Below are 25,239 nucleotides of genomic sequence, written 5' to 3'. Positions count from 1 at the left end.
CCGGCACCGAGCAAGCCCGAGGCCGAGGCCGCGCCCACACCGGCGCCCGCCCCGAGCCCGAGCCCGAGCCCGACCCCGAGCCCCGCGCCGGCGGCTCGGGGATCGCCCCGGACGACGACTCCAGGTGCGCGCGGACGAACCAGTGGAACTGCTCGAGCTTGTGCAGGTGGCCGATGAGCAGATCGTTCGTCACGTCGTCCAGGCCGGCGGTGTCGTCGGCCGCCTTGCGGTGGACCGTGATGACGGAGTCGTAGACGTCGTCGAGCGCCCCGAGGTGCTCGATCGCCGGAGCGCGGCCCAGCTCGTAGTCCTCCCAGCTGCGCGCGGCGACGAGGGCGCCAGGGGTGCCGACCGGCGCGGAGCCGAGCGTGGCGATGCGCTCGGCGATCTCGTCGACCATCGCGCGGACGGCGTCGACCTGCGGGTCGAGCATCTCGTGGACGCCGATGAAGTGCGGGCCCACCACGTTCCAGTGCACGTGCTTGAGCGTGAGGTGCAGGTCGTTCAGCGCGTGCAGCCGCTGCTGGAGGATCTCCGCGACCTTGGCTCCCTGCTCAGGGGTGAGGGACGGGACCGTGTAGCGGGGCAGCTTCCGGGGCATGAGGGGTCCTCTCGTGCGGCGACGGGTTCGGGCGGATGTCAGCCGCGTCCATCGTCACGCGGGGAGCCGCCGGTCGCCAGCGCGAGGAACGCGATCCCGACGATCGCCAGCGCGGCGAGCAGGACGGCGCCGGGCACCGTCGCGCCGGACGCGAGCATCGCGAGCGCCCCGAGGAGGCCGGTGGCGGCGAGGACGACGAGGTCGCGTCGCCAGCCGACGAGCAGTGCTGAGATCTCGGCGCGTCCGTGGAACGGGACGTGTGCTGCCCACCAGGTGGTGCGGGTGAGGGTGTAGGCGAGGAGCGCGACGGCGAGTGCCCAGGGGTCGAGCGGTTCGGTGGTGAAGCCCCACAGGAGCACTGCGGCGACGACGGTGATGCCGCCGGCCGTGGTCGGGGTGGGGCGGGCGAGGAGGAGGCCGGTGCTGAGCGCGGCGATGGTCCAGGTGACGCCGTCGGGGATGTCGGGGGTGCGGGCGGCGGCGGTGAGGAGCAGGAGGGGGGTGAGGACGAGGAGGGCGAGGCGGAGCGCCCAGCCGCGCAGGGTGGGGCCGGTCTGGGTGGTGATGTCGGGCAGTGGTCGGTGGGCGGGGTCGGTGAGGCGGAGTCTGAGGCGGTGGAGTCGTGCGGTGAGCTCGGTGAGGGGGTTCATGGGACGCGTCCGGGTACGTGGCGTTGTGCTGCGCGGGCGAGGGCTTCGAACCGGACGGTGGCGTGGTCGCGTTCGGATCCGGCCCAGCTGATGACGGGTATGCCCTCGCGGTCGAGGGTGGCGATCCGGTTCTCGCGTTCGAGGCGGGCGATGTGCCAGGCGATCGCGAGGTGGTTCTCGATGACGGGGTGGATGTCGGGCAGTGTGTCGACGACGACGACGGGGTGGCCGGCGGCGCGCCAGGTGCGGACGAGGTGGATTGGTTCGTCGTCGAGCAGGGTGGTGAAGAGGTAGACGATGGCGTCGGCGGGGAGCTGGGGTGGGCGTACGCGGTGTACCGAGGCGCGGTCCTTGGGGTGGGCGAGGGCGAGGCCGTGGACGAGGCGGCGTAGGTGGCGGCGGCCGGAGGCGGGTGGCAGCGGGCGGCGTCGGCGGGCGAGGTCTTCGAGGCCGACGCGGTCGCCTGCTTCGACGAGGGCGTGGGCGACGGAGGCTGCGGCGTGGCGGGCGAGGTCGAGCGAGGTCGGTTCGTCGACGCGGAGGGTGCCGTAGCCGCGCCAGGTGCGGATGTCGGGTCCTACTTCGTCGCGGGAGTCGACGACGAGGACTGCTGTCGCTTCGGCGGTGGCGTAGGTGCGGCGTACGTACAGGGTGTCGAGGTCGGGGGAGCGGCGGGCGGTCGTGCGCCAGTCGATCCTGCGTAGCCGGTCGCCGGGGGTGAAGGGGTGGATGTCGCGCAGCTCGGCGCCGTCGCCGAGGCGGCGTGCGGAGTGTGGTCCGGTCAGGCCGCGCAGGCGGTGGGGCAGGGGCAGTCGGCCGAGTGGTGCGGAGGCGGGCAGGACGAGCCGTGGTGTGCCGCCGACCTGGGTGGGTTCTTCTTCCCAGGTGTGGTGCCGGGATCCGCGGAGGTCGACGGTGAACGTCTCCTGGGGTCCGGTGCGTACGGAGGAGAGGCGTAGGGGGACGTGTCGTCCGTGCGGGTGGGCTGCGAGTGCCAGGTGGGCGTCGCGGTGGCCGGTGGCGGTGACGCGGACGTGGACGATGTCGGCGGCGGTGGTGGTGCCCGGCAGGTGGAGGGTGGCGGTGAGCTCGCCGGGGGTGGCGGTGCCGGGTGGTTCGTGGAGCGTCGCGGGTGGGGGTGTGGTGGGTCGGTTGGTGCGGGCCCAGGTGGCGGCGAGGAGGCCGGGTATGCCGATGAGGGCGATGTCGGCGCGGCCGGCGATGACGCTGGTGGTGAGCAGGAGGATGCCGGTGACGACGGCGGCGGTGTGTGCGGAGGTGGGGCGCCAGCCGTGGTGTCCGTCCGTGGGGGTGTCCAGTGAGGTGCGGCCGCGGGTGACGATGGTGCCGCCGATGGTCATCGCGTGGGGACCGTGGCGGGGGTGGGGACGGTGTGCAGGAGGTCGGCGACGATCGTCTCGGGCCGGGTGGCCGATGCCCAGGCGGTGGGGGTGAGGGTGATGCGGTGGGCGAGGACGGGTACGGCGACGCGCTTGACGTCCTCGGGCAGGACGTAGTCGCGTCCGTCGAGGACGGCGATGGCGCGGGCGAGGAGGACGAGGTTCTGTGAGCCGCGGGGCGATGCGCCGACCTCGAGGGCCTGGTGGCCGCGGGTGGCTGCGGCGAGGTCGACGCAGTAGCGGACGACGTCGGGGTCGACGGGGACCGCTTCGGTGCCGGCCTGCATGGCGCGCACGGTCGCTGGGTCGACGACCTGGGTGACGGGGGCGGCTTCCTTTCTGCGGGCGAGGCGGCGGGTGAGGACCTCGGTCTCCTGCGTGGGGTCGGGGTAGCCGACGGCGAGGCGGACCATGAAGCGGTCGAGCTGGGCCTCTGGCAGGGGGTAGGTGCCTTCGTACTCGACGGGGTTGGACGTGGCGAGCACGTGGAAGGGGTTGGGCAGGGGGCGGCTGGTGCCTTCGATGGAGACCTGTCGTTCGGCCATGGCCTCGAGGAGCGCGGACTGTGTCTTGGGTGCGGTGCGGTTGATCTCGTCGGCGAGGAACAGGCCGGTGAAGACGGGTCCGGGGCGGAACTCGAAGGTGCGGGTGGCGGGGTCGAAGACGGACGAGCCGGTGATGTCGGCGGGCAGCAGGTCGGGGGTGCACTGCAGGCGCGCGAAGTCGAGGCCGAGCGCGGTGGCCAGGGAGCGCGCGGCGAGGGTCTTGCCCAGGCCGGGTACGTCTTCGAAGAGGACGTGTCCGCCGGCGAGGATGGTCGCGAGGGCCACCTGGAGCGCGTCGCGCATGCCGACGACGGCGGTGCCGACCTCGGTGAGGACGCGTTCGCCCAGGGCCGCGACGTCGGTGACGGGCAGGGGCGCTGGGATGTTCTGGTCAGGCACGGTGCTCCTCGGTGGTGGGTGCGGCTGCGAGACGTTCGATCGCGTCGAGCCAGGTCTTCACGGTGCGGGCGGTGGGGGGCTGGCCGGACTTGAGCTGGCGCAGGACGCGAGCGCCGAGGAGGCGTTCGGCGTCGGGTTCCGCGGCGGGGTCTGCGGGGTCGATGCCGTGCGCGCGGAGCCGGTCGGCGGCGAGGGCTCTGATGCGGCGGACGACGCGGTCGGTGACGTGGCCGTCGCGGCCGAACACGGACCAGCCGAGGTCGGAGACGTCGTGTCGTCCGCCGGCGCGTGCCTCGACGGGGGTGCGGGGCCATTCGGGGTCGCTGGTGGTGTGTCCGGTGGTGGGTTCGGTGGCGGACCACAGGATGCTCATCGCGGTGGCCAGGGTGGCGGCTGCTGCGGCGTGCCCGAGGTCGACGATGTGCCAGTGGACGAGTCCGGCGGCTGCGAGGGTGGCCAGGACGGTGACGGTGATGATGCGGCGCCAGTTCCAGGACCTCATGGGTTGCCCTGCGGTGGGGTGCCGGGGTGGACGGAGCGGTCGTCGGGCTCGGGCTCGATGTCGTCGACGTCGAGGCTCCTGGCGATGTCCGCGAGCGCCTGTCGGGCCTGGTTGACGGTGGCGCGGTCGATGGGTCGGTCGGTGAAGCGGGCTCGTTGGTAGAGGGTGCGTAGGCGGGCGACGGCGGCTGGTGGCGCGGGGGTGGTGGCGAGGACGGCGCCGGCGAACTCGGTGGGGGTCTGGGCGGGGTTGCGGTGGGCGCCGGCGCGGGCTGCGGCGTCTTCGAGGGCTACCCAGGCGGCGACGACGGCGTCGCGGGGGCGGGCGTGTCCGTCGAGGTGGGCGAGGGCGCGGGAGACAGCGTCCTGGAGCTCGGGGAGGTCGACGTCGTCGGCGAGGGTGCCGGTGGTGGTGCTGCCGCCGGTGAGGTTGTCGGGTGTGGTGGTGGTGCGTGCGCGGTGGAGGGCGAGGAGCTTGCGGACGGCGAGGGTGAGGACGGCGGCGATGAGGAGTCCGAGGAGGATCGCGGCGGTGATGCCGAGCCAGCGGATGTCGGTGGGTGGGGTGTCGGGGGGTGGGGTGAGCGGGGTGGGGCTGCTGGTCTGTGCCGGCAGGAGCTGTTCGGGCATGTTGAGTTCCGGGGTGGCGGTCTGGGGTGGGTCGAAGCGCCAGGGTGTGGCGGTGGCTACGCCGAGCACGACGACGGTGACCAGCAGGAGGGTGCTGGTCAGGCGGGTGGTGGGGCTCATGCGGGCTGGGTCGTGGCGTCGGGGTTGGTGAGCCGGTGGGCGTGGATGCCGGCGACGGCTGCGGTGACGAAGGAGGCGGGGTCGCTGTCGAGGTTGCGGCCCATGGTGCGTAGCCCGGCGGGGGAGGTGCGCAGGGTGTCGAGGAGGGTGGTGTCGGCGGGGATGTCGACGAGGGTGTGCCGGTGGTTGCTGGTGGGCCGGGCCGGGCCTTGGGTCGGCTCCTGCGGCGGCTCCTGCGTCAGTGTCCGGGCCTGTTCGCGGATGCGCCGGGTGAGCTGGGCGCCCCAGGCGGGCAGGTTCTCGACGTCGGTGGTCGGTGCCGGGACGGGGACGTCGGCGGGTGCGAGGGCGACCCTGGTGTAGGCGGTCAGGGAGTGGTGGGAGATGCCGAGGTGGCGGTCGCGGGGGTCGGCTCCGGAGACGCGCAGGGCGGCGACGGGGCGTCCGTGCAGGGTGGCTGCGGCGTTGACCGCTTCGCCGGCGGCTACGCCGGAGTAGCCCCAGCGGGTTCCGGTGCCGAGGTTGCCGGGTCCTTGGGCGACGACGGCGATGTCGCACGCGGCGACGTGCCGGGCTGCGAGGAGGCCGGTGTGCACGGTGACGGCTTCGAGGTCGCCGCCGAACGCCTGCCCGACGGTGATGCAGGTGGTGAGCCATTCGGCGTCGCGCAGGGCGGCGATGGTGCGGGAGAACGCGGCGGGCAGGGCGCCGCCGTCGGTCATGATGTAGGCGATCTTCAGGCTGGCGGCGGACGTGCCGGCGGCGTGCCGCAGGCCGGCGACGACCGCGGGGAGCGCGGAGTGCAGGTCGGCGACGACGACGGGCATGCCGTCGAGGCTGTCGGCGTCGGCGAGGGTCGTGTGGTGCGGTGACTCCTGCTCGTCGACGCCGAGCACCATGGTCTGCAGCGGTGTGTACCGGGCCTTGACGAGGTGGCCGGGTCCCGGGGCGGGGTCGGGGGGCAGGTGGGTGGCGGCCGCGGCGGGGCCGACGACGAGCGCGTACCCCCCGGTGCCGAGCCCGCGGGCGAGGGCGGACACGTTGAGCAGCAGCGCGTCGCCCGGGGCGGGGTCGCCCACCAGGTCGGTGTAGGCGAGGGCCCGCACGGTCACGGGTCCCGCCGTGCCGTCGCCACCTATGTCGGCGCCGACGTCGCGCCCCGCTCCGTCTCCTGCCGCGGCACCGTGCCCTGGTAGGGGCCGGTCGAGGGTCACCTCGAGCTCACGCGCCCCCCGCCACGACCTGCCTGTGGAAATCACGGTCCCGATCCGCCACGTCATCACAGGGTGGAGGCTACCGAACGCTACCGTTGTCTCGATGCCCATCGATCCGCCCCCCACGCAGCAGTCCGCCCCGTCACCCGGCCTGAATCCCGCCGAGCGGCTCCTGAACCTTGTCATCGCGCTGGTGAACACCAACGCGGCGATGACAAAGCAGCAGGTCCGCACCGCTGTGGCCGGGTACGCCGACGCGCCCAGCGGTGAGGCGTTCGAGCGGATGTTCGAGCGGGACAAGGACATGCTGCGCGCCCTGGGCATCCCGGTGGTGACGGTCGGGACCGGCGGGCACACCGACGAGCTCGGTTACCGGATCGACCAGGACGCCTACGCGCTGCCGTCGATCGACCTCACGCCCGCCGAGCTCGGCGTGCTGTCCCTGGCCGCCCAGTTCTGGCAGGACAAGACCCTGCAGACCGACATCAACCGCGCCATGGTCAAGCTGCGCGCCGCGGGCGCCGGCGACCCGTCCGCGGACGCCCTGGCCGGGCTCGCGCCGTCCGTGCGTGCCGTCGGGGACGCCTACGGTCCCCTCATGGAGGCGATCGAGGCTCGCCGGGCGGTGACGTTCAGCTACCGGGCCGCGTACAACGGAGCGGTCCTGACCCGGCACGTCGAGCCGTGGCGCATCGCGGCGCGCGACGGCGGCTGGTACCTCATGTGCTTCGACCGCGACCGGCAGGCGCCCCGCGTGTTCCGCATGTCGCGCATCGAGTCGCGCGTCCGCATCACCGGCCCCGCCCGCGCCTACGAGATCCCCGACTTCGAGACCGACGTCATGCTCGGCAAGGCGCACGGCGAGATCAGGCAGGCAGTGGTCGCCGTCCGCCCCGAACGCGCCGGAGCGCTGCGCGCCCGCGCCAAACCCGTGCCTGACGGCGAGCGCCAGACCTACAGCGAGCGCCTGCCCGACCCGGCCGGGGCGTCGACCGGTGACCGGGCGGGCTGGGACATCCTCGAGGTGCCGTACCGGTCGATGAGCGGCATGGCGTCCGAGGCGGCTGGGTACGGGGCGGCCCTGGTCGTGCTCGAACCGGAGCCCGTCCGGACCGAGACGCTGCGCCGGCTCACCGCCGCGGCGGCGCTGGGTGCGCCACCGGCCCGTCAGGGCGCCGAGGGTGGGGTGTTCCGTGGCTGAGCGCGCCGACGACCGGCTCCTGCGCCTGCTGGGCATCGTTGCCTACCTCGACGGCGCAGGGCCCGTGTCCGTGGCCGACCTCGCCAGGAGGTTCGGGACCACGCCGGCTCAGATCCAGAAGGACGTCGACGCGCTCTGGGTCTCCGGTACCCCGGGGTACTGGCCCGACGACCTGATCGACTTCGACGCGGCGTCCATCGACCGCGGTGTCGTGCACCTGACCGAGGCGCGGGGCATGACCCGGCCGCTGCGGCTCGGGACCCGGGAGGCCGTGGCGCTGGTCGCTGCCCTGCGGGCCATGCGGGCCACCGGTGCCGTCCAGGCGGACCCGGCCCGGTCCGCCGTCGTCCAGTCCGCGCTGCGCAAGCTGACCGACGCGACCGGCGAGGCGGCGAACGCCGTGGACGTGCGGCTCGCGCCGGGCGGCGACCGGCAGGTCGTCGCGGCGATCACGTCGGCGCTGACAGCGCGGCACCGGCTGCGGATCCGGTACGTGACGTCGTCGGACGTCGTCAGCGAACGGGAGGTCGACCCCGTCCGCCTGCACACGCAGGACGAGTACGCCTACCTCGCCGCCTGGTGCTACCGCGCCGCCGCGCCGCGCACCTTTCGGGTCGACCGCATCCTGGAGGCCACCGAGACCGACGTCCTCGTGCAGGACCATCCCGGGGTGGGGGAGCCGTCGGCCGAGATCGACTTCGCGGCCCTGTTCGCGGGTGGCTCGTCACCGCTGGCGACCATCCGGTTCGCGCCCCGGGCGCGGTGGTTCGCCGAGGAGGTCCCGGTCGAGTCGGTCCGTAACTTGCCCGACGGCGACTTCGAGGTCACCCTGCGCGTCACCAACCCCGGCTGGTTGCGCAGCACCCTGATCCAGCTCGCGCCGTACGTGCGGTCGGTCTCCCCGAAGGCCCTTGCCGACGACGTAGCGGGCGCCGCGGCCGACGCGCTGACCCTCTACGGCACCGACCCGATACCGATCAGATGACCCCGGAAGCAGCCACATCGACAATTCGGCACTAGGCTTGGCGACCATGTGGTTCTGGGTGTGGACCCTGCTGATCGTGGGCAGCCTCGTCGGAGCGTTCTTTCTGGCCCGCTATCTCTGGCGGTCAGCTATGGGCCTGATGGAGGAGCTGGGCCGGGCGTCGCGCCGTATCGGCGAGTCGGCCGACCGGCTCCAGAAGCTGTCCGACCAGGCGCGCGAGGCGGCGACCTCGCAGCACGCCGGACCGAGCCTGTTCGACGACGTGACCATCCACTACCAGCGCGCCCACGCGCAGCGGGCCGCTCGCGGCGTGCGCAAGGACGCGCGCCGGGCGCGGCACGTGGTGACCTGGCAGAAGTGGAAACACTTCAACGACTGACACAGGTGCTCGAACAGTGAGCGGGCCCGGATTCGCGCGGTTCTGGCGGGCGTTCCGGGCCCTCGCCACCTTCCGTCCACCGGAGGGCTACCTTTGTGCCCCGCTGGTCCGCGTAAGATCGGGCATATCCGCATCACACCGCGTACTAGCACCGCACCGTAAGGAGTCACCATGGGCGCAATGCAGCCGTGGCACTGGATCGTCCTGCTCGTCGTCGTCCTGCTGCTCTTCGGGTCCACCCGCCTGCCGGGACTGGCCAAGAGCGTCGGGCAGTCGATGAAGATCTTCAAGAAGGAGATCAAGGACCTGCGTGACGACGGTTCCGACGACGCGGACCGCTCTGCCGGTCGGGACGAGCGCGACAACCGGGCCGACAACCGGGCAGCCGACAACGCGCCGGGCGGTTCGACCACCTCCACCACGGGCTCGACGACGGGCGCAGGCGCGAGCACGGGAACGGACTCGGTACCTGGCCTGATCACCAACAGGGACCGCGACATCCCCAAGGCCTGACCCGGTGGCACGTACGAGGCGGCCGTCCGACGGCCGCATGCCCCTGCTCGAGCACCTCCTCGAGCTCCGCAAACGTTTCGTCCTCATCGCAGCAGGGCTCCTGCTCGGCGGCATCGCCGGCTGGGTCCTGTACGAGCCGCTGCTCGTCGCGCTCCAGCAACCCCTGGAGCGGGCGTCCGAGCTCACGGGCAACGACGTGACCCTGAACTTCACCGGACCGGCATCGGCGCTGGACCTGAAGATCAAGGCGGCCCTGTTCCTCGCCGTGTTCGTGTCCTGCCCGTGGTGGCTGTACCAGGTGTGGGCCTTCATCACGCCAGGGCTCAACAAGCGCGAGAAGCACTACGCGTACGGGTTCGTCGGCGCCTCGGTGCCGCTGTTCCTCGGCGGCGCGTACATGGCGTGGGTCGTCATCCCGCACGCCGTGCAGATCCTGACTGGTTTCCTGCCCGACGACGCCACCAACTTCACCGACGCCCAGATGTACCTGAGCCTGGTGATGCGGCTCCTGCTCGCCTTCGGTATCGCGTTCGTGTCCCCGGTGCTGCTCGTGGGCCTCAACTTCGCGGGCCTGATGTCCGCCAAGGCGCTGCTCGCCGGCTGGCGGTGGGCCATCCTGGTCGCGTTCACGTTCGCCGCAATCATGACGCCGACACCGGACGCGCTCACGATGATCCTCGTGGCCCTGCCGATCTGCGTCCTGTACTTCGGCGCCGTCGGCGTCTCGATGCTGCACGACAAGCGCCTCGAGAAGCGGCTCGCCGACGTCGAGGTCTGACCGACAGCCTGACCGGCAGCCTGGGTGCGGCCCGTCGCGCCCAGGCTGTCGCGCCCAGGCTGTCGGACTCGGGCTGTCGGACTCGGGCTGTCGGACTCGGGCTGTCGGACTCGGGCTGTCGGACTCGGGCTGTCGGACAGGGACCGTAGGCTGTGCCCATGAGCGACCTGAGCCCCGCCGAGCGGTACACGGCCTTCCGGTCACAGAGCCGTTCAGCGGCCGAGCACCCCGAGCTGACCCGGTTCCGGGAGGTCATCGGGTTCGAGCTCGACGACTTCCAGGTGCAGTCCTGCGAGGCCCTCGAACAAGGCCGCGCCGTGCTCGTGGCGGCCCCGACCGGGGCCGGCAAGACCGTCGTGGGCGAGTTCGCCGTCCACCTGGCCCTGGCCTCTGGCCGCAAGGCGTTCTACACCACGCCCATCAAGGCGCTGTCCAACCAGAAGTACGCCGACCTCGTGCGCCGGCACGGACCCGACAACGTCGGCCTGCTCACCGGCGACACCACGATCAACGGCGACGCGCCCGTGGTGGTCATGACCACCGAGGTGCTGCGCAACATGCTGTACGCGGGCTCCTCTACCCTCGACGGCCTCGCCTACGTCGTCATGGACGAGGTGCACTACCTCGCCGACCGGTTCCGCGGACCCGTGTGGGAAGAGGTCATCATCCACCTCTCCGACGACGTGCAGCTCGTCTCGCTGAGCGCGACCGTGTCCAACGCCGAGGAGTTCGGCGACTGGCTAGAGATGGTGCGCGGCGACACCGCCGTCGTCGTCTCCGAGCGCCGGCCCGTGCCCCTGTGGCAGCACGTCCTCATGTCCTCCCCGGAGCCGCGCGGCACACCGCGCCTCCTGGACCTGTACGCCGGGCACGTCGACCCGACCGACCCCGGCACCAGCCCGCCCATCAACCCTGACCTGTCCGCCGCGTTCCGGTCCGGGCGTGGCGGCAACCGCCCCGGCGACTACCGTGGCGGGCCCGGCGGCCGACGCGGCCGCGGCCGAGGTGACCGCGGTTACCGAGGCGGGAACGGGCGCCGCACCGATGACAGCGGGGGCGGCATCGGGCCGAGCCGGCGCACCCCGCCGCGGTTCATCGTCGTCGACGCCCTGAACGCGGACGCCCTGCTGCCCGCCATCTACTTCGTGTTCTCCCGCGCGGGCTGCGAGGCCGCCGTCGACCAGTGCCTCAAGGCCGGGCTGCGGCTGACCACCCCGCAGGAGGAAGCGACCATCCGGTCCGTCGTGGAGGAGCGCACCGCCGCCATCCCGCCGGAGGACCTGGACGTGCTCGGCTACTGGTCCTGGTCGCAAGCCCTGGCCCGCGGCGTCGCCGCCCACCACGCCGGCATGCTGCCCGTGTTCAAGGAGACCGTCGAGGACCTGTTCTCGCGCGGCCTGGTCAAGGTCGTGTTCGCCACCGAGACCCTCGCGCTCGGCATCAACATGCCCGCCCGGTCCGTCGTCCTGGACAAGCTCGTCAAGTGGGACGGCACCAGCCACGTGCCCGTCACCCCCGGCGAGTTCACCCAGCTCACCGGCCGCGCCGGACGCCGCGGCATCGACGTCGAGGGGCACGCCGTCGTCGTCGACCACCCCGCGCTGGACCCCGTGGCGCTGGCCGGCCTCGCGTCCAAGCGCCTGTACCCGCTCAAGTCCAGCTTCCGGCCCACCTACAACATGGCCGTCAACCTCGTGGCCCAGGTCGGCCGCGACCGCGCCCGCGAGGTCCTGGAGACCTCGTTCGCGCAGTTCCAGGCCGACCGCGGCGTCGTCGGCCTGGCCAAGCAGGCCCAGGCGCACGCCGAGGCCCTCGACGGGTACGCCAAGGCCATGTCCTGCACCGAAGGCGACTTCGGCGCGTACATGGACCTGCGCCGCGCCATCAAGGACCGCGAGAAGGAGCTGTCCCGTGCGGCGTCCGGCGCCCAGCGGGCCGAGATCGTCGCGTCCCTGGAACAGCTGCGCCGCGGCGACGTCGTCGAGGTGCCGACCGGGCGACGGCGCGGGTACGTCCTCGTCCTCGACCCCGGCGAGCCGGGCGGGTTCGACGGGCCCCGCCCCACCGTCCTGACCCAGGAACGCCAGGTCAAGAAGCTGACCCTCGCCGACGCGCCCGCCGGCCTGGAGACCGTCACCACCGTCAAGATCCCCAAGGCGTTCAACCCCCGCAAGCCCGACGCCCGCCGCGACCTCGTCTCCTCCATGCGCAACGCGCTCGGCGCACTGGCCGACGACGTCCCCGCCGCGCACTCGACCAGCAGCCCGCCAGGCCGGCGGGCCGGGAGCGCCGCACGCGGCGGCAAGGCCCTGGCCGGGCGCCGGTCCGACGCCTCGACCGACGCAGAGCTCGCCCGCCTGCGCAAGGCCCTCAAGGCACACCCGTGCCACGCCTGCCCCGAACGCGACGACCACGCCCGCTGGGCCGAGCGCTGGAACAAGCTCAAGCGCGAGCACGACCAGCTCGTCCGCCGCGTCGAGGGCCGCACGGGCTCCATCGCCCGCACCTTCGACCGCACCCTCGACGTGCTGCTCACGCTCGGCTACCTGCAGCGCACCGGAACGGGCAACGGGCCCGACGACAGCGGGCCGGCCGGTACCGGGACGGGTGCCGGGCAAGGACCCGGCAGGATCCGCGTGACCGACGACGGCCGCTGGCTGCGCCGCCTGTACGCAGAGAACGACCTGCTGCTCGCCGAGTGTCTACGCCGCGGGGTCTGGGACGGGCTCGACCCGGCCGGCCTGGCCGCCGTCGTGTCCACCGTCGTCTACCAGAGCCGCCGCGACGACGCCCCCGACCCCTACATCCCCGGCGGGCCCACCGGGCGCCTCGCCGGCGTGCTGGACGACACCCAGCGTGTGTGGTCCGAGGTCGACGACCTCGAGGAGGCGCACGGCATCGACGCCACCGGACCGCTCGACCTCGGCCTGGTCGGTGCCATGTACCGGTGGGCGTCCGGCAAGAACCTCGACAGCGTGCTGCGCGGCTCCGACCTCGCTGCCGGCGACTTCGTGCGCTGGTGCAAGCAGGTCATCGACGTGCTCGACCAGCTCGGTGGCGCTGCGCCGTCGGACAAGCTGCGCACGACCGCCCGCAAGGCGCAGGACGCGGTGCTGCGCGGCGTGGTGGCCTACTCCAGCCTCTGACCGGCACCCGGTGCCGAGACCCGCTGATCTCGGCACCGGGCCGGGGGATCGCATACAGTTCCATCGTGAGCCAGCCCGTCCGGTCCAGCGCCGTCCCGTCCCGCGCCGCTCGATCGATCCTGTACCGCAACGGAGTCATCCACTCCTCCGCCGACCCCTTCGCCGAAGCGATCCTCGTCGACGACGGCGTCGTGGCGTGGCTCGGGGCCAACGACACCGCGGCGGGCCTTGCCGCGCGCGCCGACCGGGTCATCGACCTGGACGGCGCGCTGGTCACCCCCGGGTTCGTCGACGCGCACGCCCACGTGCTGGAGACCGGCCTGTCGAGCGACGCCGTCGACCTCACACCCGCCGGGGGAGTGCACTCCCTCGCCGACGCCCTGGCCGCCCTGCACGACGGCGCCCGCCGGCTGGCGGCCGCCGACCCGTCCGGCGACCAGGTGCTGCTCGCCTTCGGCTGGGACGAGCAGGCCTGGCCCGAGCAGCGCACCTTCACCCGGCAGGAGCTCGACGACGCCTGCGGCGGCCGCCCCGTGTACGCGGCCCGCGTCGACGTGCACTCAGCAGTGGTCTCGACGTCGATGGCCACGCGGGCCGGCATCGAACGCGACCCCGCCTGGACCGGCATGGGCATGTCCGGCTCCGGCTGGTCCGACGCCCCCGCCGACACCGGGCTGGTCACCGCCGACCTGCACCACACCGTGCGCGACGTCGCCCACGCGCTGTCGCCCGAACGCCGTACCCGCCTGTACCGCGAGACCCTCGCCGCGTGGGCCGCCCGCGGCATCGTGTCCGTGCACGAGATGAGCGGCGAGCACCTCGACACCCGCGCGGGCCTGGCCGAGCTGTACGCCATGACCGCCGACTCGATGACCGCGGAGGCCCTGTCCGACGACGGCGTGCCCGCCCTGCCGCACCTGGCCGCCTACCGCGGCGAGCTGTGCCAGACCACCGACGACGCCCGCGCGCTGCTCGCCGAGCTGCCGTTCCTCACCGGCATCGGCGGGGACCTCAACGTGGACGGCTCCGTCGGCTCACGCACCGCCGCCCTGCGCAGCCCCTACTCGGACCTGCCCGTCGACCCGTCGTCCGGCACCTTCACCGGCGCCCTGACCAACCCCGACGGCACACCCTGGACCGGCAACCTGTACCTGTCGGCCGAGCAGATCGCCCACCACCTGGCCGCGGTCCAGGGCGCGCGCGGGCAGGACGCACGAGGGATGGCCGCCGGTGTGCAGGCCGCCTTCCACGTCATCGGGGACCGGGCCATGGACACCATGGTGCTCGGGCTCCAGATCGCCACCCAGCTGACCAGCGAGAGCGCGGTGCGCGCCGGGCACCACCGCATCGAGCACGGCCTGTTCGTCGACGCGGTCACCCTCGCCGCGCTGCTGGTGCAGGGCGTCGGGCTGTCGGTCCAGCCGGCGTTCGACTCGGCCTTCGGCGGCAGCAAGGGCGTCTACGCCTCCCGGCTCGGAGCCATGCGCGCCGGCTCCCTCATGCCGTTCGCCGACCTCGCCCAGGCCGGCGTGCCGCTCGCGTTCGGCTCCGACACCCCGGTCACGCCCGTCGACCCCTGGCAGGGCGTGCGCGCGGCGACCAGCCACGAGGACCCCGACCAGCGGATCTCCGCCGGCGCCGCGTTCCGTGCCCACACCCGCGGCGGCTGGCGCCTCGCCGGGCTGGACCACACCGGCGCCGGACAGCTCCGGGTCGGTGCACCGGCACACCTCGCCGTCTGGCGTGCCGAACAGCTCGGTGTGCAGGCCGCCCCCGGCCGCCTCAGCTCCTGGAGCGAGGAAGCCCGTGCGGGCACCCCCTTGCTCCCGGACCTCTCCCCGGACGCCGTCGAGCCGGAATGCCTGCACACCCTCCGCGACGGCGTCGTCCTGCACGACACCTTCTGACCGGCGACTCGCGGGATAGTCCACCGTGTCTCGAGAATGACCTGGGGTACCGATCCACGGTGGAATCGGTACCCCAGGTCATTCTCGAGGCGGACTCTTCGCCGACCGACGCCGGTAGGCTGCTGGCGTGCGTCTGCCCGAGCCGTCCCGGCTGCTGTCCTTGTTCCTCGCGGTGACCGGTGGGCTAGTGCTCTGGGCCGCGTTCCCGGACGCCGGGGTGTGGCCCGCGGCCTTCGTCGCCGTGGCCGTCCTGTACTGGTCGCTCGGGCGGGACAGCGCCTGGTGGAACTTCCTGATCGGCCTCCTGTTCGGCCTCGCGTTCTTCCTGCCCCACCTGTGGTGGGCGCACGAGTCCACCGAGACCGCGCCATGGATCGCCGTGTCGACCGTCGAGGCCCTGTTCCTCGCGGCGTTCGGCGCGCTGTGGACCTGGGTGCGTCGCGCGAGGTTCCTGCGCCGGCGTGGCTGGCGGCTCGCCGCCGCGTTCTCCGTCCTCTTCGTCGCCGTGGAGCAGTGGCGCTCCGAGATCCCGTTCGGCGGATTCCCCTGGGGCCGCCTCGCGTGGTCGATGTCCGGCGCCCCGACCGGGCGGGCCGCCTGGCTGGGCGGCACCGTCGCGGTGAGCCTGCTCGTCGCGTTCGCGGGCGTGCTCCTCGCTCTGGCAGTGGCGGGCCTGGTCCGCGCGGCGCGGCGCGGCTCAGCGCAGGCGGGCCCAGCGCAGGCGGGCCCAGCGCAGGCGCGGGTACCCCGGCGCAGCACGCCGGCACGCGACGTGGGCCGCGCCGTCGGGGCCCTCGCGCTGGGTGCCGCGGTCGCCGTCGTGCCGCTCGTCCTGCCGCTGCCCACGTCCGCGAGCGCCGGTCCCGTCGAGACGCCCGAGGGCGACGAGGTGTACGACGCCGGGAGCGATCTGGCCCAGGACGGGACGCTGTGGGCGGGTGCGGTGCAGGGCAACGTGGGGGAGCCGGGTCTCGGGGCGTTCGCGAACCGGGCCGAGGTGCTGAACAACCATCTGGAGGGGACGTACGCGCTCGCCGAGGACTATGCGGGTGAGCTGGACGTGGTGCTGTGGCCGGAGAACGGCAGCGACCTGGATCCGCAGACGACGCCGGATGTCGCGCGGGGCCTGGACGCGGCGGCTGCGGCGGTCGGGGCGCCGATCCTGGTGGGGGCGCAGGAATTCCCTCAGGCGGGTGGGCGGTACAACGTGTCGTTGCTGTGGCAGGCGGGCAACGGGGTGATCGGGCGGTATGCGAAGCAGCATCCGGCGCCGTTCGGTGAGTACATCCCGATGCGGTCGGTCCTGCGGTTGTTCTCGGACCAGGTGGACCGGGTGCGGACGGACATGATCGCGGGGGTGAATCCGCCGGTGGTGGAGGTGCCGAGCCGGCTGGGGCTGGGTGCCTACCGGATGGGCACGGTCATCTGTTTCGAGGTGGCGTACGACGAGATCGTCCGGGACGCGGTCGTGCAGGGGGCGCAGGTGCTGGTGATCCCGACGAACAACGCGTCGTTCGGGTTCACGGCGGAGTCGACGCAGCAGCTGGCGATGTCGCGGATGCAGGCGATCACGACGGGCCGGGCGGCGGTGCAGATCTCGACGGTGGGTGTGTCGGGTGTGATCACGCCGGACGGCACGGTGGTGCGGCGCACGGGGCTGTTCACGGACGACGTGTTCGTGGCGAACCTGCCGTTGCGGTCGTCGATCACGCCGGCGGTGGCGGCGGGGTACTGGCCGGGCTGGGTGGTCGGTGGTCTCGCGGTGGTGCTGGTCGCGGCAGGTGTCGTGGGCGGGTTGCGACGCAGGGGATGACGGAGGTGGCTGGCGCCCGGTAGGCACAGCAGAACGACCGTCGGGTCCGGGCCTTGTGGCCTGGACCCGACGGTCGTTCTGCTGCTGTCAGTCGCTGCTGACGGTTTCCGCTGACGGTCGCGGGACCGCCGGCTGGGAGCTGTCAGGCGGAGCGGCGGAGCTTGCCGGCGCGGAGGAGCTCGAGGCGCTCGTCGAGCAGGTCCTCGAGCTCCTTGACGGTGCGGCGCTCCAGCAGCATGTCCCAGTGGGTGCGCTGCGGCTTGGTCGCCTTGGGCTCCGGCTTCTCGGCGTCGCGCAGCAGGGCCTCCTCGCCGCAGCGGCACTCCCAGATCGGGGGGACGTCCGCGTCGGTGGCGAAGGGCAGGATGATGGTGTGGCCGTTGGGGCAGTCGTAGTAGGCCTGGAACCGAGGGGCGAAGTCCACGCCCTCGTCGGACTCCATGCTCTTACTACCGATGCTCATACCGCGCAGGGACCGGTCGGGCACGATGTCCTCCAGAGGGTTGTCGGGATAGGTGGCGGAGAAAGGTCCGTAGTGCCAACGCGGGGACCCTCTGTGATGTTCCAGCCGTTCCGGCCGTCATCTTTCCAGCCGTCTGATCAGGCTACGCGTCGGATGTGCGCTCGCAAGCGCACTCCGGGCAAAATGGGCGCGTATGTGCGCGATCTCACGTGCGTCGAGGCTGGTCGGAGCAGGCCGGGCAGGAGCCGGGTAGGAACAATGCCAGGTGGGAACAATCGAGGCTAGCAGCAGGTTGACGGGGGTGTGCATGCATCTGCATGGACAGCTCGATACGGCAGCAGCTCGGTACGAGCAGCATCAGCACCACGATCAGGGGAGCGCGGCATCATGCAGTTCGGGATCTTCAGTGTCAGTGACGTGACGACGGACCCGACGACGGGGCACACCCCGGACGACACCGAACGCGTCCGGGCGATGCTCACCATCGCGAAGCACGCGGACGAGGCAGGCCTCGACGTCTTCGCCACCGGTGAGCACCACAACCCGCCGTTCGTTGCCTCCAGTCCGACGACGATGCTCGGCTACCTCGCCGGCGTCACCAAGAACATCACCCTGTCGACGGCGACCACGCTGATCACGACCAACGACCCGGTCCGCATCGCCGAGGAGTACGCGATGCTCCAAGTCATCTCGGACGGGCGCATGGACCTGATGATGGGCCGCGGGAACACCGGCCCCGTCTACCCGTGGTTCGGGCAGGACATCCGCCAGGGCATCCCGCTCGCCATCGAGAACTACGCGCTCGTGCGCCGCCTCTGGACCGAGGACGTCGTGGACTGGGAGGGCAAGTTCCGCACCCCGCTGCAGGGCTTCACCGCGACCCCGCGCCCGCTGGACGGCGTGCCGCCCTTCGTGTGGCACGGCTCGATCCGCAGCCCCGAGATCGCCGAGCAGGCCGCCTACTACGGTGACGGGTTCCTGCACAACAACATCTTCTGGCCCATGACCCACACCAAGCAGATGGTCCAGTTCTACCGCCAGCGGTTCGAGCACTACGGCCACGGCCGCGCCGACCAGGCGATCGTGGGCCTGGGCGGCCAGGCGTTCCTGCGCAAGAACAGCCAGGCCGCCTGGGACGAGTTCCGTCCCTACTTCGACAACGCGCCCGTCTACGGCCACGGCCCCAGCATGGAGGACTTCACGCGCGACACCCCGCTGACCGTCGGCTCGCCGCAGCAGGTCGTCGACCGCTACGGGTCCTTCATCGACGACGTCGGGTACTACCAGCGCCAGCTGTTCCTCATGGACCACGCGGGCCTGCCCCTCAAGACCGTCCTCGAACAGATCGACCTGCTCGCCTCCGACGTCGTGCCCGAGCTGCGCAAGATCGCCGACGCAAAGCGCCCCGAGGGTGTGCCGGCCAACCCGCCCACGCACGCCGAGCGCGTCACCGCTGCCCAGGCCAAGGGCGCGACGGGTGCCACGCACGTCGGCGACGGCGGCGACGAGTACACCGGCAAGCGGGCCGAGGAGGTGCTGTCATGACCGAGGCCGCCGACCGGACCCGGTCCACCGACGTGACCGAGGCCGCCGAGGAGCGCGACCACCGCACGATCGCCGTCGTGCACGCCGGGCTCGGCCAGCCCTCGTCCACGCGGCTCCTCGCCGACCGCATGGCCGGCGCCACGGTGCGCGAGCTCGAGGCGCTCGGGCACGACGTGACCGTCGAGATGATCGAGCTGCGCGACCACGGCCACGCGATCGTCGACGCCATGCTCACCGGGTTCCCGACCGGCGAGCTGGCCCGGGCCGTCGAGACCGTCACCCAGGCCGACGCCGTCATCGCCGTCACGCCGCTGTTCACCACCACCTACTCGGGGCTGTTCAAGTCGTTCGTCGACATCCTCGACAAGGAAGCCCTCACGGGCATGCCCGTGCTGCTCGGCGCCACCGGCGGCACACCACGCCACTCGCTCGCGCTCGAGTACTCGATGCGTCCGCTGTTCACCTACCTGCGGGCCGACGTCGTCACGACGTCCGTCTTCGCAGCGACCGACGACTGGGCACAGGCCGCGAACACCAGCGGGCGCGACGGCGAGGGCAGCTCCCTGCCGCAGCGTATCGAGCGGGCAGGCCGGTCCCTCGCCGGACTCGTGTTCGCCCGGGGCGACCACAAGAAGCCGGCCGACCCGTTCTCCAGCACCCCGAGCTTCCTCGACATGCTCGGCGGAGAATGAGACTCGGCGGAAGCTGAGGCCCGAGCCAAGGCTCGACGGAAGCCGAGGCCGTGATCCTGCACGTGGCAGGGTCACGTGGCTCTGCCGCCGCTCCTGGCCACCGCGCTCGACCGCCACCTGGGCGCCGGGGCGCGCATCGCGACAGGGGCTTGCACGCCCGAGCCAGGGCAGGGAACATATGGGACAGCGGTCGCCGCTGGTCGCGGCCGGGTTCGATGGTGAGGGAGCGGTCATGGCGGACGGCACGGAGAGCCAGGTCTCGGACGGTTCGAGCGCGGACAACCCTCAGGAAAACCACACGCAGGGAACTCACGCGCAGGAAGTGCATGCGCACCAGTTGAACGCGGACCCCGGACGCGTCGCCCGCATCGTGGCGGCGCTGCGGACCGCGCACGCGGCCGACACCGCAGCGACGGCAGAAACCTCGGACACGGCAGAAATCCTCGACCCGCCCGCGCCCCGCCGCGAGACCAGCGGCGTCCGGCCGGCCAAGCCGCCGGTGCCCACCCTGCGCTGGAACCCTGGATCCCGTTACCGGGCGTCGCGCCTCGCGAACCGTCCCGCGCTGCAGACGTCACCGGCTTCCTCTGCCGGGCCCACCGGTGGGCACGCGCCCGTTCCCCCGGGCCCTGCCCCGGGCCCGGCCCCGTCGCCAGGCGTGACGGCTCAGGCGCCACCGGCGCCCTCGGCCCCACCCATCGCACCACCGCCACCGCCACCGCCACCGGCGCCTCAGGCCCCACCGGCCGGGCACGGCGCGGCAGCGGGGGCCACGGTCCACGCCCCGGTTCCGGCACCGCCGGCGCTCGCCGGACGCCTCTACCGGGGCCCGGCTCGACGGACCGGCGTGTTCGAGCGCGAGATCTGGTATCCCGTGGCCCAGTCCTCGCGCGTGCCACGCGACGTCGGCGAGGCGCTCATCGCCGCGGTGGAGCGCTACCGCAAGGGCTCGATCTCCACGTCGGGCCTCGTCCGTGCGATCGGCAGGGCGCACGCCGCCTGACGAAGCTGCGGGCGACCCGACGCGACCTCGACGGAGGCCGGCCCTTTCCGTGCAGGTCACCGGGACGTTCTCCTGCGTTCCGCCGGGTTTTCACATCGTGGTAAATCGCCTGCCCGATGGAGCGCGGCTCGTCGGCGTGGACCCTTGTCCTGACTCTGTGCAACGGAGGAGCATTCGTTGCACGAACGAGCGCGCCGCAAGGGGTTCGTCAAGCGGGTGCACCACGCGCTACGTCCTGTCGCTCTCTCCATGAGGGGGCGCCGAACGAGGCGCTTGGCGACCAGGACGAGGGAGGCAGGTCCGGCAATGCGACGGCAGGTGGGGTTGTCCCGCGGTGTGCCCGGTGCTGTGTCCGGCGGTCTGCTCGGCATTGTGCTCGGGGTGGCCGGGCTGCTCAGCGGCTGCACGACCGACGCGGGCGCCCTCGACATCACCGCACCCGAGGAGTACGACACGGTCGAGCAGCTGGTCGCCGACGCCGACGTCGTCGCCGTGGTGCAGGCGGGCGACGCGAGCGTCGACGTCGTCGACCGGGTGCCGTACACCCGCACCGAGCTCCAGGTGCGCAAGGTGCTGCTCGGCGCGGTGGCGAAGAACGCAGATCTCGCCGTCACCCAGGTCGGGTCCTCGTCGTCACCGCCGGGAGCCGGCCTGTCTGCCGTCCTGGAGGAGGGCCAGGAGTACGTCGTGGTCCTGCACCGCACCGCGGCGGGGGAGTTCGAGGTGGTCGGCCCCGGCGTGTGGCGGGCGGACACGCTCGGTGCCAGCCTGACCCTGCACGCGGCGGCGCTGACCTGTGTCCCCGCGGCCATCCCGCAGGTGACCACGCCCTGGGAGCTCGAGGTCCAGCTCGGGGAGGCAGGAGAAGCCCTCGGCACGAGCGTGATCGGCCGGTCCTGACCCGTACCCGACCCGTTCTGGTCCGGTCCCGGACGCCCGAGGCTCAAGCGGACACCAGCTGCGCCAGACTGGACGCATGACGCGCAGTCTCGTGCTCACCGCTGACGACGCCGGCACCGATCCCGATGCCGACCGCGAGATCGCCGCTCTGCTCGCCGGATCACCACTGACCGCGGTCAGTGTCATCACGGCGCATCCGGACCACTGGCAGCAGCACGAGCCACGAGCGGTGCCGGGCGGGGCACGAGCTGTGCCGGGCGGGGCACGAGCTGTGCCGGGTGGGCCGGCGAACCCAGGCGCCACACGTGCCGTCGAGCTCTGCGCCCGCTCGGCCCCGGACGTCGCCCCGGGCGTCCACGTGGTGCTGCCGACGCCCGCGCCGGAGGGTGGCTTCGACGACGTCGTCGACCGGGTCACCGCTCAGGTGGACGCGCTGGTGTGGGCCACCGCCGCCGCCGGCTCGCCTGCGCCGAACCGCCTGGACTCCCACCAGGGCACGCTCTACGGGCTGCTGGGCCGCTCCTATCTCGCCGAGGCGATCGGGGTGTGCGCAGAGCGCGGCCTGGCGTTCCGGCTGCCGCGCGGCCTGGAGCTGTACGGCGACGACGACCCGGAGCTGGCCACCGCCGCCGTCCGGACCCGGCACGCGACCGGCGTCGCAGCGGCGGACGCCGTGGGGGTGCGCCTGCCGCGTGTCATCGCCACCCACCGGGGCGGTGACGCGGAGGCCCGGGACTACGGGTCGTTGCGTGGCTACTACGTGCGGCTGCTGGCGCGGATGCCCGAGGGTGCGAGCGAGCTCTTCCTGCACCCGGCCCCGGACACGGCGCGTCTGCGAGCGGAGTCCGCGGGGTGGTGGCGCAAGCGGACGTGGGAGCTGCGCCTGCTGGGTGACCCGGTCTTCGTCCGGGAGATCGAGCGGCAGGGCATCGACCTCGTCGCCCGTTGGTGAGTACGCTCGCCGGCATGGACGCCGAACGAGCGGCAGGCGCGTCGTCGGACGCGCCCACGGAAGGGACGGCGCAGGAACGGACGTCGCCGCTGCGCTACGGCGCCGGCATGTTCGGTACCTCGCTGCCGATCAATCTCGTCAAGGGCTCGATGCTCTACGTGTACGTCGAGCTGCTCGGCCTGGACGCCGTCGTCTACGCGACGGTGTACGCGGTGTACGGGGTGCTCGACGCGCTGGACAACCCCGTGTTCGGGTACCTCTCGGACCGCACCCGGTCCCGGTGGGGGCGGCGTCGGCCGTACCTGGTGACCGGTGCGCTGGTGCTGGCCTGCACGACGGTCGCACTGTTCTCCGTGCCGGGGCCGGTGGCCGACTCCGCGGTGGGGCTCGCCGTGTGGTTCGCGGTGTTCGCGATCACCACGGAGATGGCCGACTCACTGATCAACGCCAGCTACGGCGCCCTCCTGCCGGAGCTGTTCTCCCACGAACGACGTCGGGCGACGGCGAACGCGGTGCGGCAGGGCGCGCAGCTGATCGCGCTGGTGATCGCCCTGGCGCTGACGCCGGTCCTGGCCCGGAACGTGCTGGGCACGGAAGGCTCGGCCGTCGGCTACGGGCGTCTCGCGGTGATCTTCGGGGTCGTGTCGGCGGTGGTGATCCTCTGGATGGCGTTCGGCGTGCGGGAGGATCCAGCGCTCGACGCCGAGCCGAGGCCGGTGTTCTTCCGGTCGGTGGGACAGATCCTGTCGACCTCGCACTTCTGGACGGTCGGACTGGTCAACGCCTGCTACGGGGCTGCGATGGCGCTGGTCCTGGGCGGTCTGCAGCTGTACGTCGACCACACGCTGGGCGGCTCCGCGCTGGACGCGAGCATCCTCCAGCTGGTCGTGATCGTGGTGTCGATCGGGATGCTGAGCGTGTGGGCCGCCGTGGTGCGGCGCAAGGGCGCCGCCTGGACCTGGCGGCTCGCGCTGCCGGTCGCGGCCGTCGGGTTCGTGCCGATGTACTTCGCGACGGACCTGCTCACGGGGATCCTCGGCGGGCTCTCGGTAGCCGTCGGGTACTCCGGGCTCCTCGCCACGAACGACGTCGTCGTCGCCCGGGTGCTCGACGCCGACGCCGCGCGCCACGGCACCCACCGCAGCGGCCTCTTCCTGGCGGCGTTCGGTGTGCTGGGCCGGCTCAACGGCCTGGTCACCGCGGGGGCGCTGGCATCGCTGGCCGTGTGGTTCGGCTACCGCTCGGGAAGCGACCCCGGACCGGACCCCGGGCAGGCGTTCCGGGTATACCTGTCCTTGTACCCGTTCGCCCTCCTCGTGATCGGCACGACGGTCTCCCGGTTCATCCGCCTGCCGCCCGCGCCGCAGGATGCGGGCTCGCCATATGGTCCGGTGGCCGGACCGGATCCCGCGCCGGGCTCCGTACCTGTCACGCGCTGATCGCGAGCAGGGTCCGGTCGGCAGCCTCCAGGCGGTAGGGGCCGTGCTCGGGCGGTGCGGAGAACGCCACCCGGTCGCCGCGCACCCGGCGTCGTCGGCCGCTGCCGTTCCCGGGCCGGTCCGCGCGATCGAGCGGTCCGCCGAGGGTGAGGGATCCCCCGGAGGCGGGGCCGTCCACCAGGACCGTCCCGTCCGCGTCGACGGCGACCAGGTCGTCACCCACCCGCACCAGAGCCGGCTCGCCCGGCCCGGGGAACCGGCTGATGGCGGTCCGCCCATGGCGGACCGCGTCGAGGATCGCCTCGGGCGTGCGGTCCTCTGCGGCGACCCACGTGGTGGGCGTGCCGGGCGGGAAGCCCTGATCAGGCGTATGGAAGTCGCTGCCGCCCAGCAGGACAGGACGATCGTGCGCCTCCCGGAACCCGGCCGCCGCCCGGAGGTACGCCCACGGGCCCGTGGCCGTCAGGTCGAGGAACCACGAGATGTGCCACAGCTCGACGAAACCGGTCTGGACGGGATACAGCCAGCCGCAGTCGTCCTGGACCGGATGGTTCACGGAGAGCAGGCCGCCCCGCTCCTCGACGTCGGACAGCCACTGTGCGGCCGGACGCCGGAAGTCCACCCAGCCGATGTCACCGAACGCATTGGCGTGGCCGGCGTGCGTGGTCACCTCCTGTCCGGGAACGAGGCACACGTCGTACGCGGCGCCCACGCCCGGCAGGTGCGCGTGGTGGGAGACGGTGTTGTGGTCGGTCACGGCGAGAAAGTCCAGGCCCCGGCCCGCGGCCGCCGCCGTGAGCTGGGCGATGCTCAGCGTCCCGTCCGAGTGCGTGGTGTGCGCGTGCAGATCGCCCGCGTACCAGGTCAGGCCGTCCGGTGCGGGCAGGTCCCGGCTGAGCCGGGTCCGGCCCGGCGCACGCCCGTTCGCCCGGGCACCGGCACTGCTGCTGCCACCGCTACCGGTCCAGCTACCCGTCCCCCTGCCCGACGGCGGGGGCGGGGCGGGTGGCTCGTCCTCGACCGCGCCGGCGTCGACCCCGGTAGCGATCGTGACGGTGACGTCGACGGGCTCGGCAGGCATCCCGTGCAGGCCGAGGACCACCGCCCACCGGCCCGGGACCAGCTCGCCGGGTTCGTACCCGGGGGTGGCGGCGCCCGGCGTGATCGCGAAGCGGGACCGCGCGCCGCCCGACCACCCGCGCCAGCGTTCCGGATCGCGGCAGCCCAGGTCGATCACCGCGGCCTCCCGGTCGTAGGCGAGGGTGACCTCCAGGCCACCGGGCGTGCGCCCCGCCGGTATCTCGAACGGCACCTCGAGATACCGGTTCTCGATCTGGTCGTCGATCGACAGGCGCAGGCGGCGTTCCTCGCGGGTCACGCCTCGAGGCTACGGCGTGCCTTGCCAGAGATCACGCGAACGTCTGTCGGTACTGCGGCCCTGACTCGACGTACCTGGTACGTCG

General features: G+C 72.7%; 23 protein-coding genes. 14 read left to right on the top strand and 9 right to left on the bottom strand.

The annotated features are described in order from the left end of the window. The 7 genes from AB0F40_RS23445 to AB0F40_RS23415 form a co-directional block, all read right to left on the bottom strand. A partial coding sequence (locus tag AB0F40_RS23445) for a DNA starvation/stationary phase protection protein (protein ID WP_357473446.1) occupies positions 1–601 on the bottom strand: 601 nt, incomplete at its 3' end. A gap of 38 nt (positions 602–639) precedes the next feature. Further along, complete coding sequence (locus AB0F40_RS23440) at positions 640–1,251, bottom strand: hypothetical protein (protein ID WP_357473443.1); 612 nt, start codon at positions 1,249–1,251, stop codon at positions 640–642. Continuing rightward, positions 1,248–2,612 carry a DUF58 domain-containing protein gene (locus AB0F40_RS23435; protein WP_357473441.1) on the bottom strand — a complete coding sequence of 455 codons (1,365 nt, stop codon included), beginning with the start codon at positions 2,610–2,612 and terminating at the stop codon, positions 1,248–1,250. Before AB0F40_RS23435 ends, AB0F40_RS23440 begins: the two co-directional genes overlap by 4 nt. Continuing rightward, positions 2,609–3,595 (bottom strand): MoxR family ATPase, encoded by a 987-nt coding sequence (locus AB0F40_RS23430; RefSeq protein WP_357473439.1) that lies wholly within the window; start codon positions 3,593–3,595, stop codon positions 2,609–2,611. Before AB0F40_RS23430 ends, AB0F40_RS23435 begins: the two co-directional genes overlap by 4 nt. Further along, positions 3,588–4,097: a hypothetical protein gene (locus AB0F40_RS23425; RefSeq protein WP_357473436.1), complete on the bottom strand. Its 510-nt coding sequence runs from the start codon at positions 4,095–4,097 to the stop codon at positions 3,588–3,590. The genes AB0F40_RS23430 and AB0F40_RS23425 overlap by 8 nt, the downstream gene beginning before the upstream one ends. Beyond that, complete coding sequence (locus AB0F40_RS23420) at positions 4,094–4,846, bottom strand: DUF4129 domain-containing protein (RefSeq protein WP_357473434.1); 753 nt, start codon at positions 4,844–4,846, stop codon at positions 4,094–4,096. Before AB0F40_RS23420 ends, AB0F40_RS23425 begins: the two co-directional genes overlap by 4 nt. Further along, complete coding sequence (locus AB0F40_RS23415) at positions 4,843–6,129, bottom strand: DUF3866 family protein (protein ID WP_357473431.1); 1,287 nt, start codon at positions 6,127–6,129, stop codon at positions 4,843–4,845. Before AB0F40_RS23415 ends, AB0F40_RS23420 begins: the two co-directional genes overlap by 4 nt. Positions 6,130–6,163: 34 nt before the next feature. On the opposite strand from AB0F40_RS23415, the gene AB0F40_RS23410 reads away from it, so the two are divergent. The 8 genes from AB0F40_RS23410 (at position 6,164) to lnt (ending at position 16,782) form a co-directional block, all read left to right on the top strand. Next, positions 6,164–7,261: a WYL domain-containing protein gene (locus AB0F40_RS23410; RefSeq protein ID WP_357473428.1), complete on the top strand. Its 1,098-nt coding sequence runs from the start codon at positions 6,164–6,166 to the stop codon at positions 7,259–7,261. Further along, complete coding sequence (locus AB0F40_RS23405) at positions 7,254–8,246, top strand: WYL domain-containing protein (RefSeq protein WP_357473426.1); 993 nt, start codon at positions 7,254–7,256, stop codon at positions 8,244–8,246. The genes AB0F40_RS23410 and AB0F40_RS23405 overlap by 8 nt, the downstream gene beginning before the upstream one ends. A 46-nt stretch (positions 8,247–8,292) precedes the next feature. Further along, positions 8,293–8,625: a hypothetical protein gene (locus AB0F40_RS23400; RefSeq protein WP_357473423.1), complete on the top strand. Its 333-nt coding sequence runs from the start codon at positions 8,293–8,295 to the stop codon at positions 8,623–8,625. Positions 8,626–8,796: 171 nt separating this feature from the next. Continuing rightward, the gene (tatA, locus tag AB0F40_RS23395; protein WP_357473420.1) at positions 8,797–9,138 is read left to right on the top strand and encodes a Sec-independent protein translocase subunit TatA; all 342 of its coding nucleotides are present in this window, start codon (positions 8,797–8,799) and stop codon (positions 9,136–9,138) included. A 4-nt stretch (positions 9,139–9,142) separates the two neighbouring features. After that, positions 9,143–9,916, top strand: coding sequence for a twin-arginine translocase subunit TatC (gene tatC, locus AB0F40_RS23390; protein WP_357473417.1), 774 nt, complete (start codon positions 9,143–9,145; stop codon positions 9,914–9,916). 158 nt (positions 9,917–10,074) lie between these two features. Continuing rightward, positions 10,075–13,062: a DEAD/DEAH box helicase gene (locus tag AB0F40_RS23385; protein WP_357473414.1), complete on the top strand. Its 2,988-nt coding sequence runs from the start codon at positions 10,075–10,077 to the stop codon at positions 13,060–13,062. A 65-nt stretch (positions 13,063–13,127) separates the two neighbouring features. After that, entirely contained in the window at positions 13,128–14,969 is a 1,842-nt protein-coding gene (locus AB0F40_RS23380; RefSeq protein WP_357473412.1) for an amidohydrolase family protein, read from the top strand. A gap of 127 nt (positions 14,970–15,096) precedes the next feature. Continuing rightward, positions 15,097–16,782, top strand: a complete 1,686-nt coding sequence (gene lnt, locus AB0F40_RS23375; protein ID WP_357473409.1) for an apolipoprotein N-acyltransferase — start codon at positions 15,097–15,099, stop codon at positions 16,780–16,782. A gap of 142 nt (positions 16,783–16,924) precedes the next feature. Here the strand turns inward: lnt and AB0F40_RS23370 are convergent, their stop codons facing one another. Next, on the bottom strand, positions 16,925–17,269 hold the full coding sequence (locus AB0F40_RS23370) for an RNA polymerase-binding protein RbpA (RefSeq protein WP_026365682.1): 345 nt from the start codon (positions 17,267–17,269) through the stop codon (positions 16,925–16,927). 363 nt (positions 17,270–17,632) lie between these two features. Here AB0F40_RS23370 and AB0F40_RS23365 point away from each other — a divergent pair, with 363 nt between their 5' ends. The 6 genes from AB0F40_RS23365 (at position 17,633) to AB0F40_RS23340 (ending at position 23,776) form a co-directional block, all read left to right on the top strand. Then, positions 17,633–18,790 carry an LLM class flavin-dependent oxidoreductase gene (locus AB0F40_RS23365; protein ID WP_357473406.1) on the top strand — a complete coding sequence of 386 codons (1,158 nt, stop codon included), beginning with the start codon at positions 17,633–17,635 and terminating at the stop codon, positions 18,788–18,790. After that, positions 18,787–19,482 carry an FMN reductase gene (locus AB0F40_RS23360; RefSeq protein WP_357473402.1) on the top strand — a complete coding sequence of 232 codons (696 nt, stop codon included), beginning with the start codon at positions 18,787–18,789 and terminating at the stop codon, positions 19,480–19,482. Before AB0F40_RS23365 ends, AB0F40_RS23360 begins: the two co-directional genes overlap by 4 nt. A gap of 232 nt (positions 19,483–19,714) precedes the next feature. Continuing rightward, on the top strand, positions 19,715–20,485 hold the full coding sequence (locus tag AB0F40_RS23355) for a hypothetical protein (protein ID WP_357473399.1): 771 nt from the start codon (positions 19,715–19,717) through the stop codon (positions 20,483–20,485). A 306-nt stretch (positions 20,486–20,791) separates the two neighbouring features. Continuing rightward, the gene (locus AB0F40_RS23350; protein ID WP_357473396.1) at positions 20,792–21,385 is read left to right on the top strand and encodes a hypothetical protein; all 594 of its coding nucleotides are present in this window, start codon (positions 20,792–20,794) and stop codon (positions 21,383–21,385) included. A gap of 76 nt (positions 21,386–21,461) precedes the next feature. Further along, positions 21,462–22,337, top strand: coding sequence for a ChbG/HpnK family deacetylase (locus AB0F40_RS23345; RefSeq protein WP_357473393.1), 876 nt, complete (start codon positions 21,462–21,464; stop codon positions 22,335–22,337). Between the two features lie 14 nt (positions 22,338–22,351). Continuing rightward, the gene (locus tag AB0F40_RS23340; protein WP_357473390.1) at positions 22,352–23,776 is read left to right on the top strand and encodes an MFS transporter; all 1,425 of its coding nucleotides are present in this window, start codon (positions 22,352–22,354) and stop codon (positions 23,774–23,776) included. On the opposite strand, the gene AB0F40_RS23335 is transcribed toward AB0F40_RS23340, so the two are convergent. Then, complete coding sequence (locus tag AB0F40_RS23335; protein WP_357473387.1) at positions 23,766–25,154, bottom strand: CehA/McbA family metallohydrolase; 1,389 nt, start codon at positions 25,152–25,154, stop codon at positions 23,766–23,768. The two genes, AB0F40_RS23340 and AB0F40_RS23335, sit on opposite strands and share 11 nt — an antisense overlap. Between the last annotated feature and the right edge of the window lie 85 nt (positions 25,155–25,239).

Source organism: Promicromonospora sp. NPDC023987, assembly GCF_040639055.1.
Taxonomy (GTDB): domain Bacteria; phylum Actinomycetota; class Actinomycetes; order Actinomycetales; family Cellulomonadaceae; genus Promicromonospora.
This window is presented reverse-complemented; position numbering and strand designations above follow the sequence as displayed.

Excerpts from the sequence above, each read along its gene's own strand:
- AB0F40_RS23360 (WP_357473402.1), top strand. The coding sequence starts at position 18,787 with ATGACCGAGGCCGCCGACCGGACCCGGTCCACCGACGTGACCGAGGCC.
- AB0F40_RS23410 (WP_357473428.1), top strand. The coding sequence starts at position 6,164 with ATGCCCATCGATCCGCCCCCCACGCAGCAGTCCGCCCCGTCACCCGGC.
- AB0F40_RS23355 (WP_357473399.1), top strand. The coding sequence starts at position 19,715 with ATGGCGGACGGCACGGAGAGCCAGGTCTCGGACGGTTCGAGCGCGGAC.
- AB0F40_RS23340 (WP_357473390.1), top strand. The coding sequence starts at position 22,352 with ATGGACGCCGAACGAGCGGCAGGCGCGTCGTCGGACGCGCCCACGGAA.
- AB0F40_RS23350 (WP_357473396.1), top strand. The coding sequence starts at position 20,792 with ATGCGACGGCAGGTGGGGTTGTCCCGCGGTGTGCCCGGTGCTGTGTCC.
- AB0F40_RS23365 (WP_357473406.1), top strand. The coding sequence starts at position 17,633 with ATGCAGTTCGGGATCTTCAGTGTCAGTGACGTGACGACGGACCCGACG.
- tatA (WP_357473420.1), top strand. The coding sequence starts at position 8,797 with ATGGGCGCAATGCAGCCGTGGCACTGGATCGTCCTGCTCGTCGTCGTC.
- AB0F40_RS23345 (WP_357473393.1), top strand. The coding sequence starts at position 21,462 with ATGACGCGCAGTCTCGTGCTCACCGCTGACGACGCCGGCACCGATCCC.
- AB0F40_RS23420 (WP_357473434.1), bottom strand. The coding sequence starts at position 4,846 with ATGAGCCCCACCACCCGCCTGACCAGCACCCTCCTGCTGGTCACCGTC.
- AB0F40_RS23425 (WP_357473436.1), bottom strand. The coding sequence starts at position 4,097 with ATGAGGTCCTGGAACTGGCGCCGCATCATCACCGTCACCGTCCTGGCC.
- AB0F40_RS23400 (WP_357473423.1), top strand. The coding sequence starts at position 8,293 with ATGTGGTTCTGGGTGTGGACCCTGCTGATCGTGGGCAGCCTCGTCGGA.
- AB0F40_RS23440 (WP_357473443.1), bottom strand. The coding sequence starts at position 1,251 with ATGAACCCCCTCACCGAGCTCACCGCACGACTCCACCGCCTCAGACTC.
- AB0F40_RS23385 (WP_357473414.1), top strand. The coding sequence starts at position 10,075 with ATGAGCGACCTGAGCCCCGCCGAGCGGTACACGGCCTTCCGGTCACAG.
- AB0F40_RS23435 (WP_357473441.1), bottom strand. The coding sequence starts at position 2,612 with ATGACCATCGGCGGCACCATCGTCACCCGCGGCCGCACCTCACTGGAC.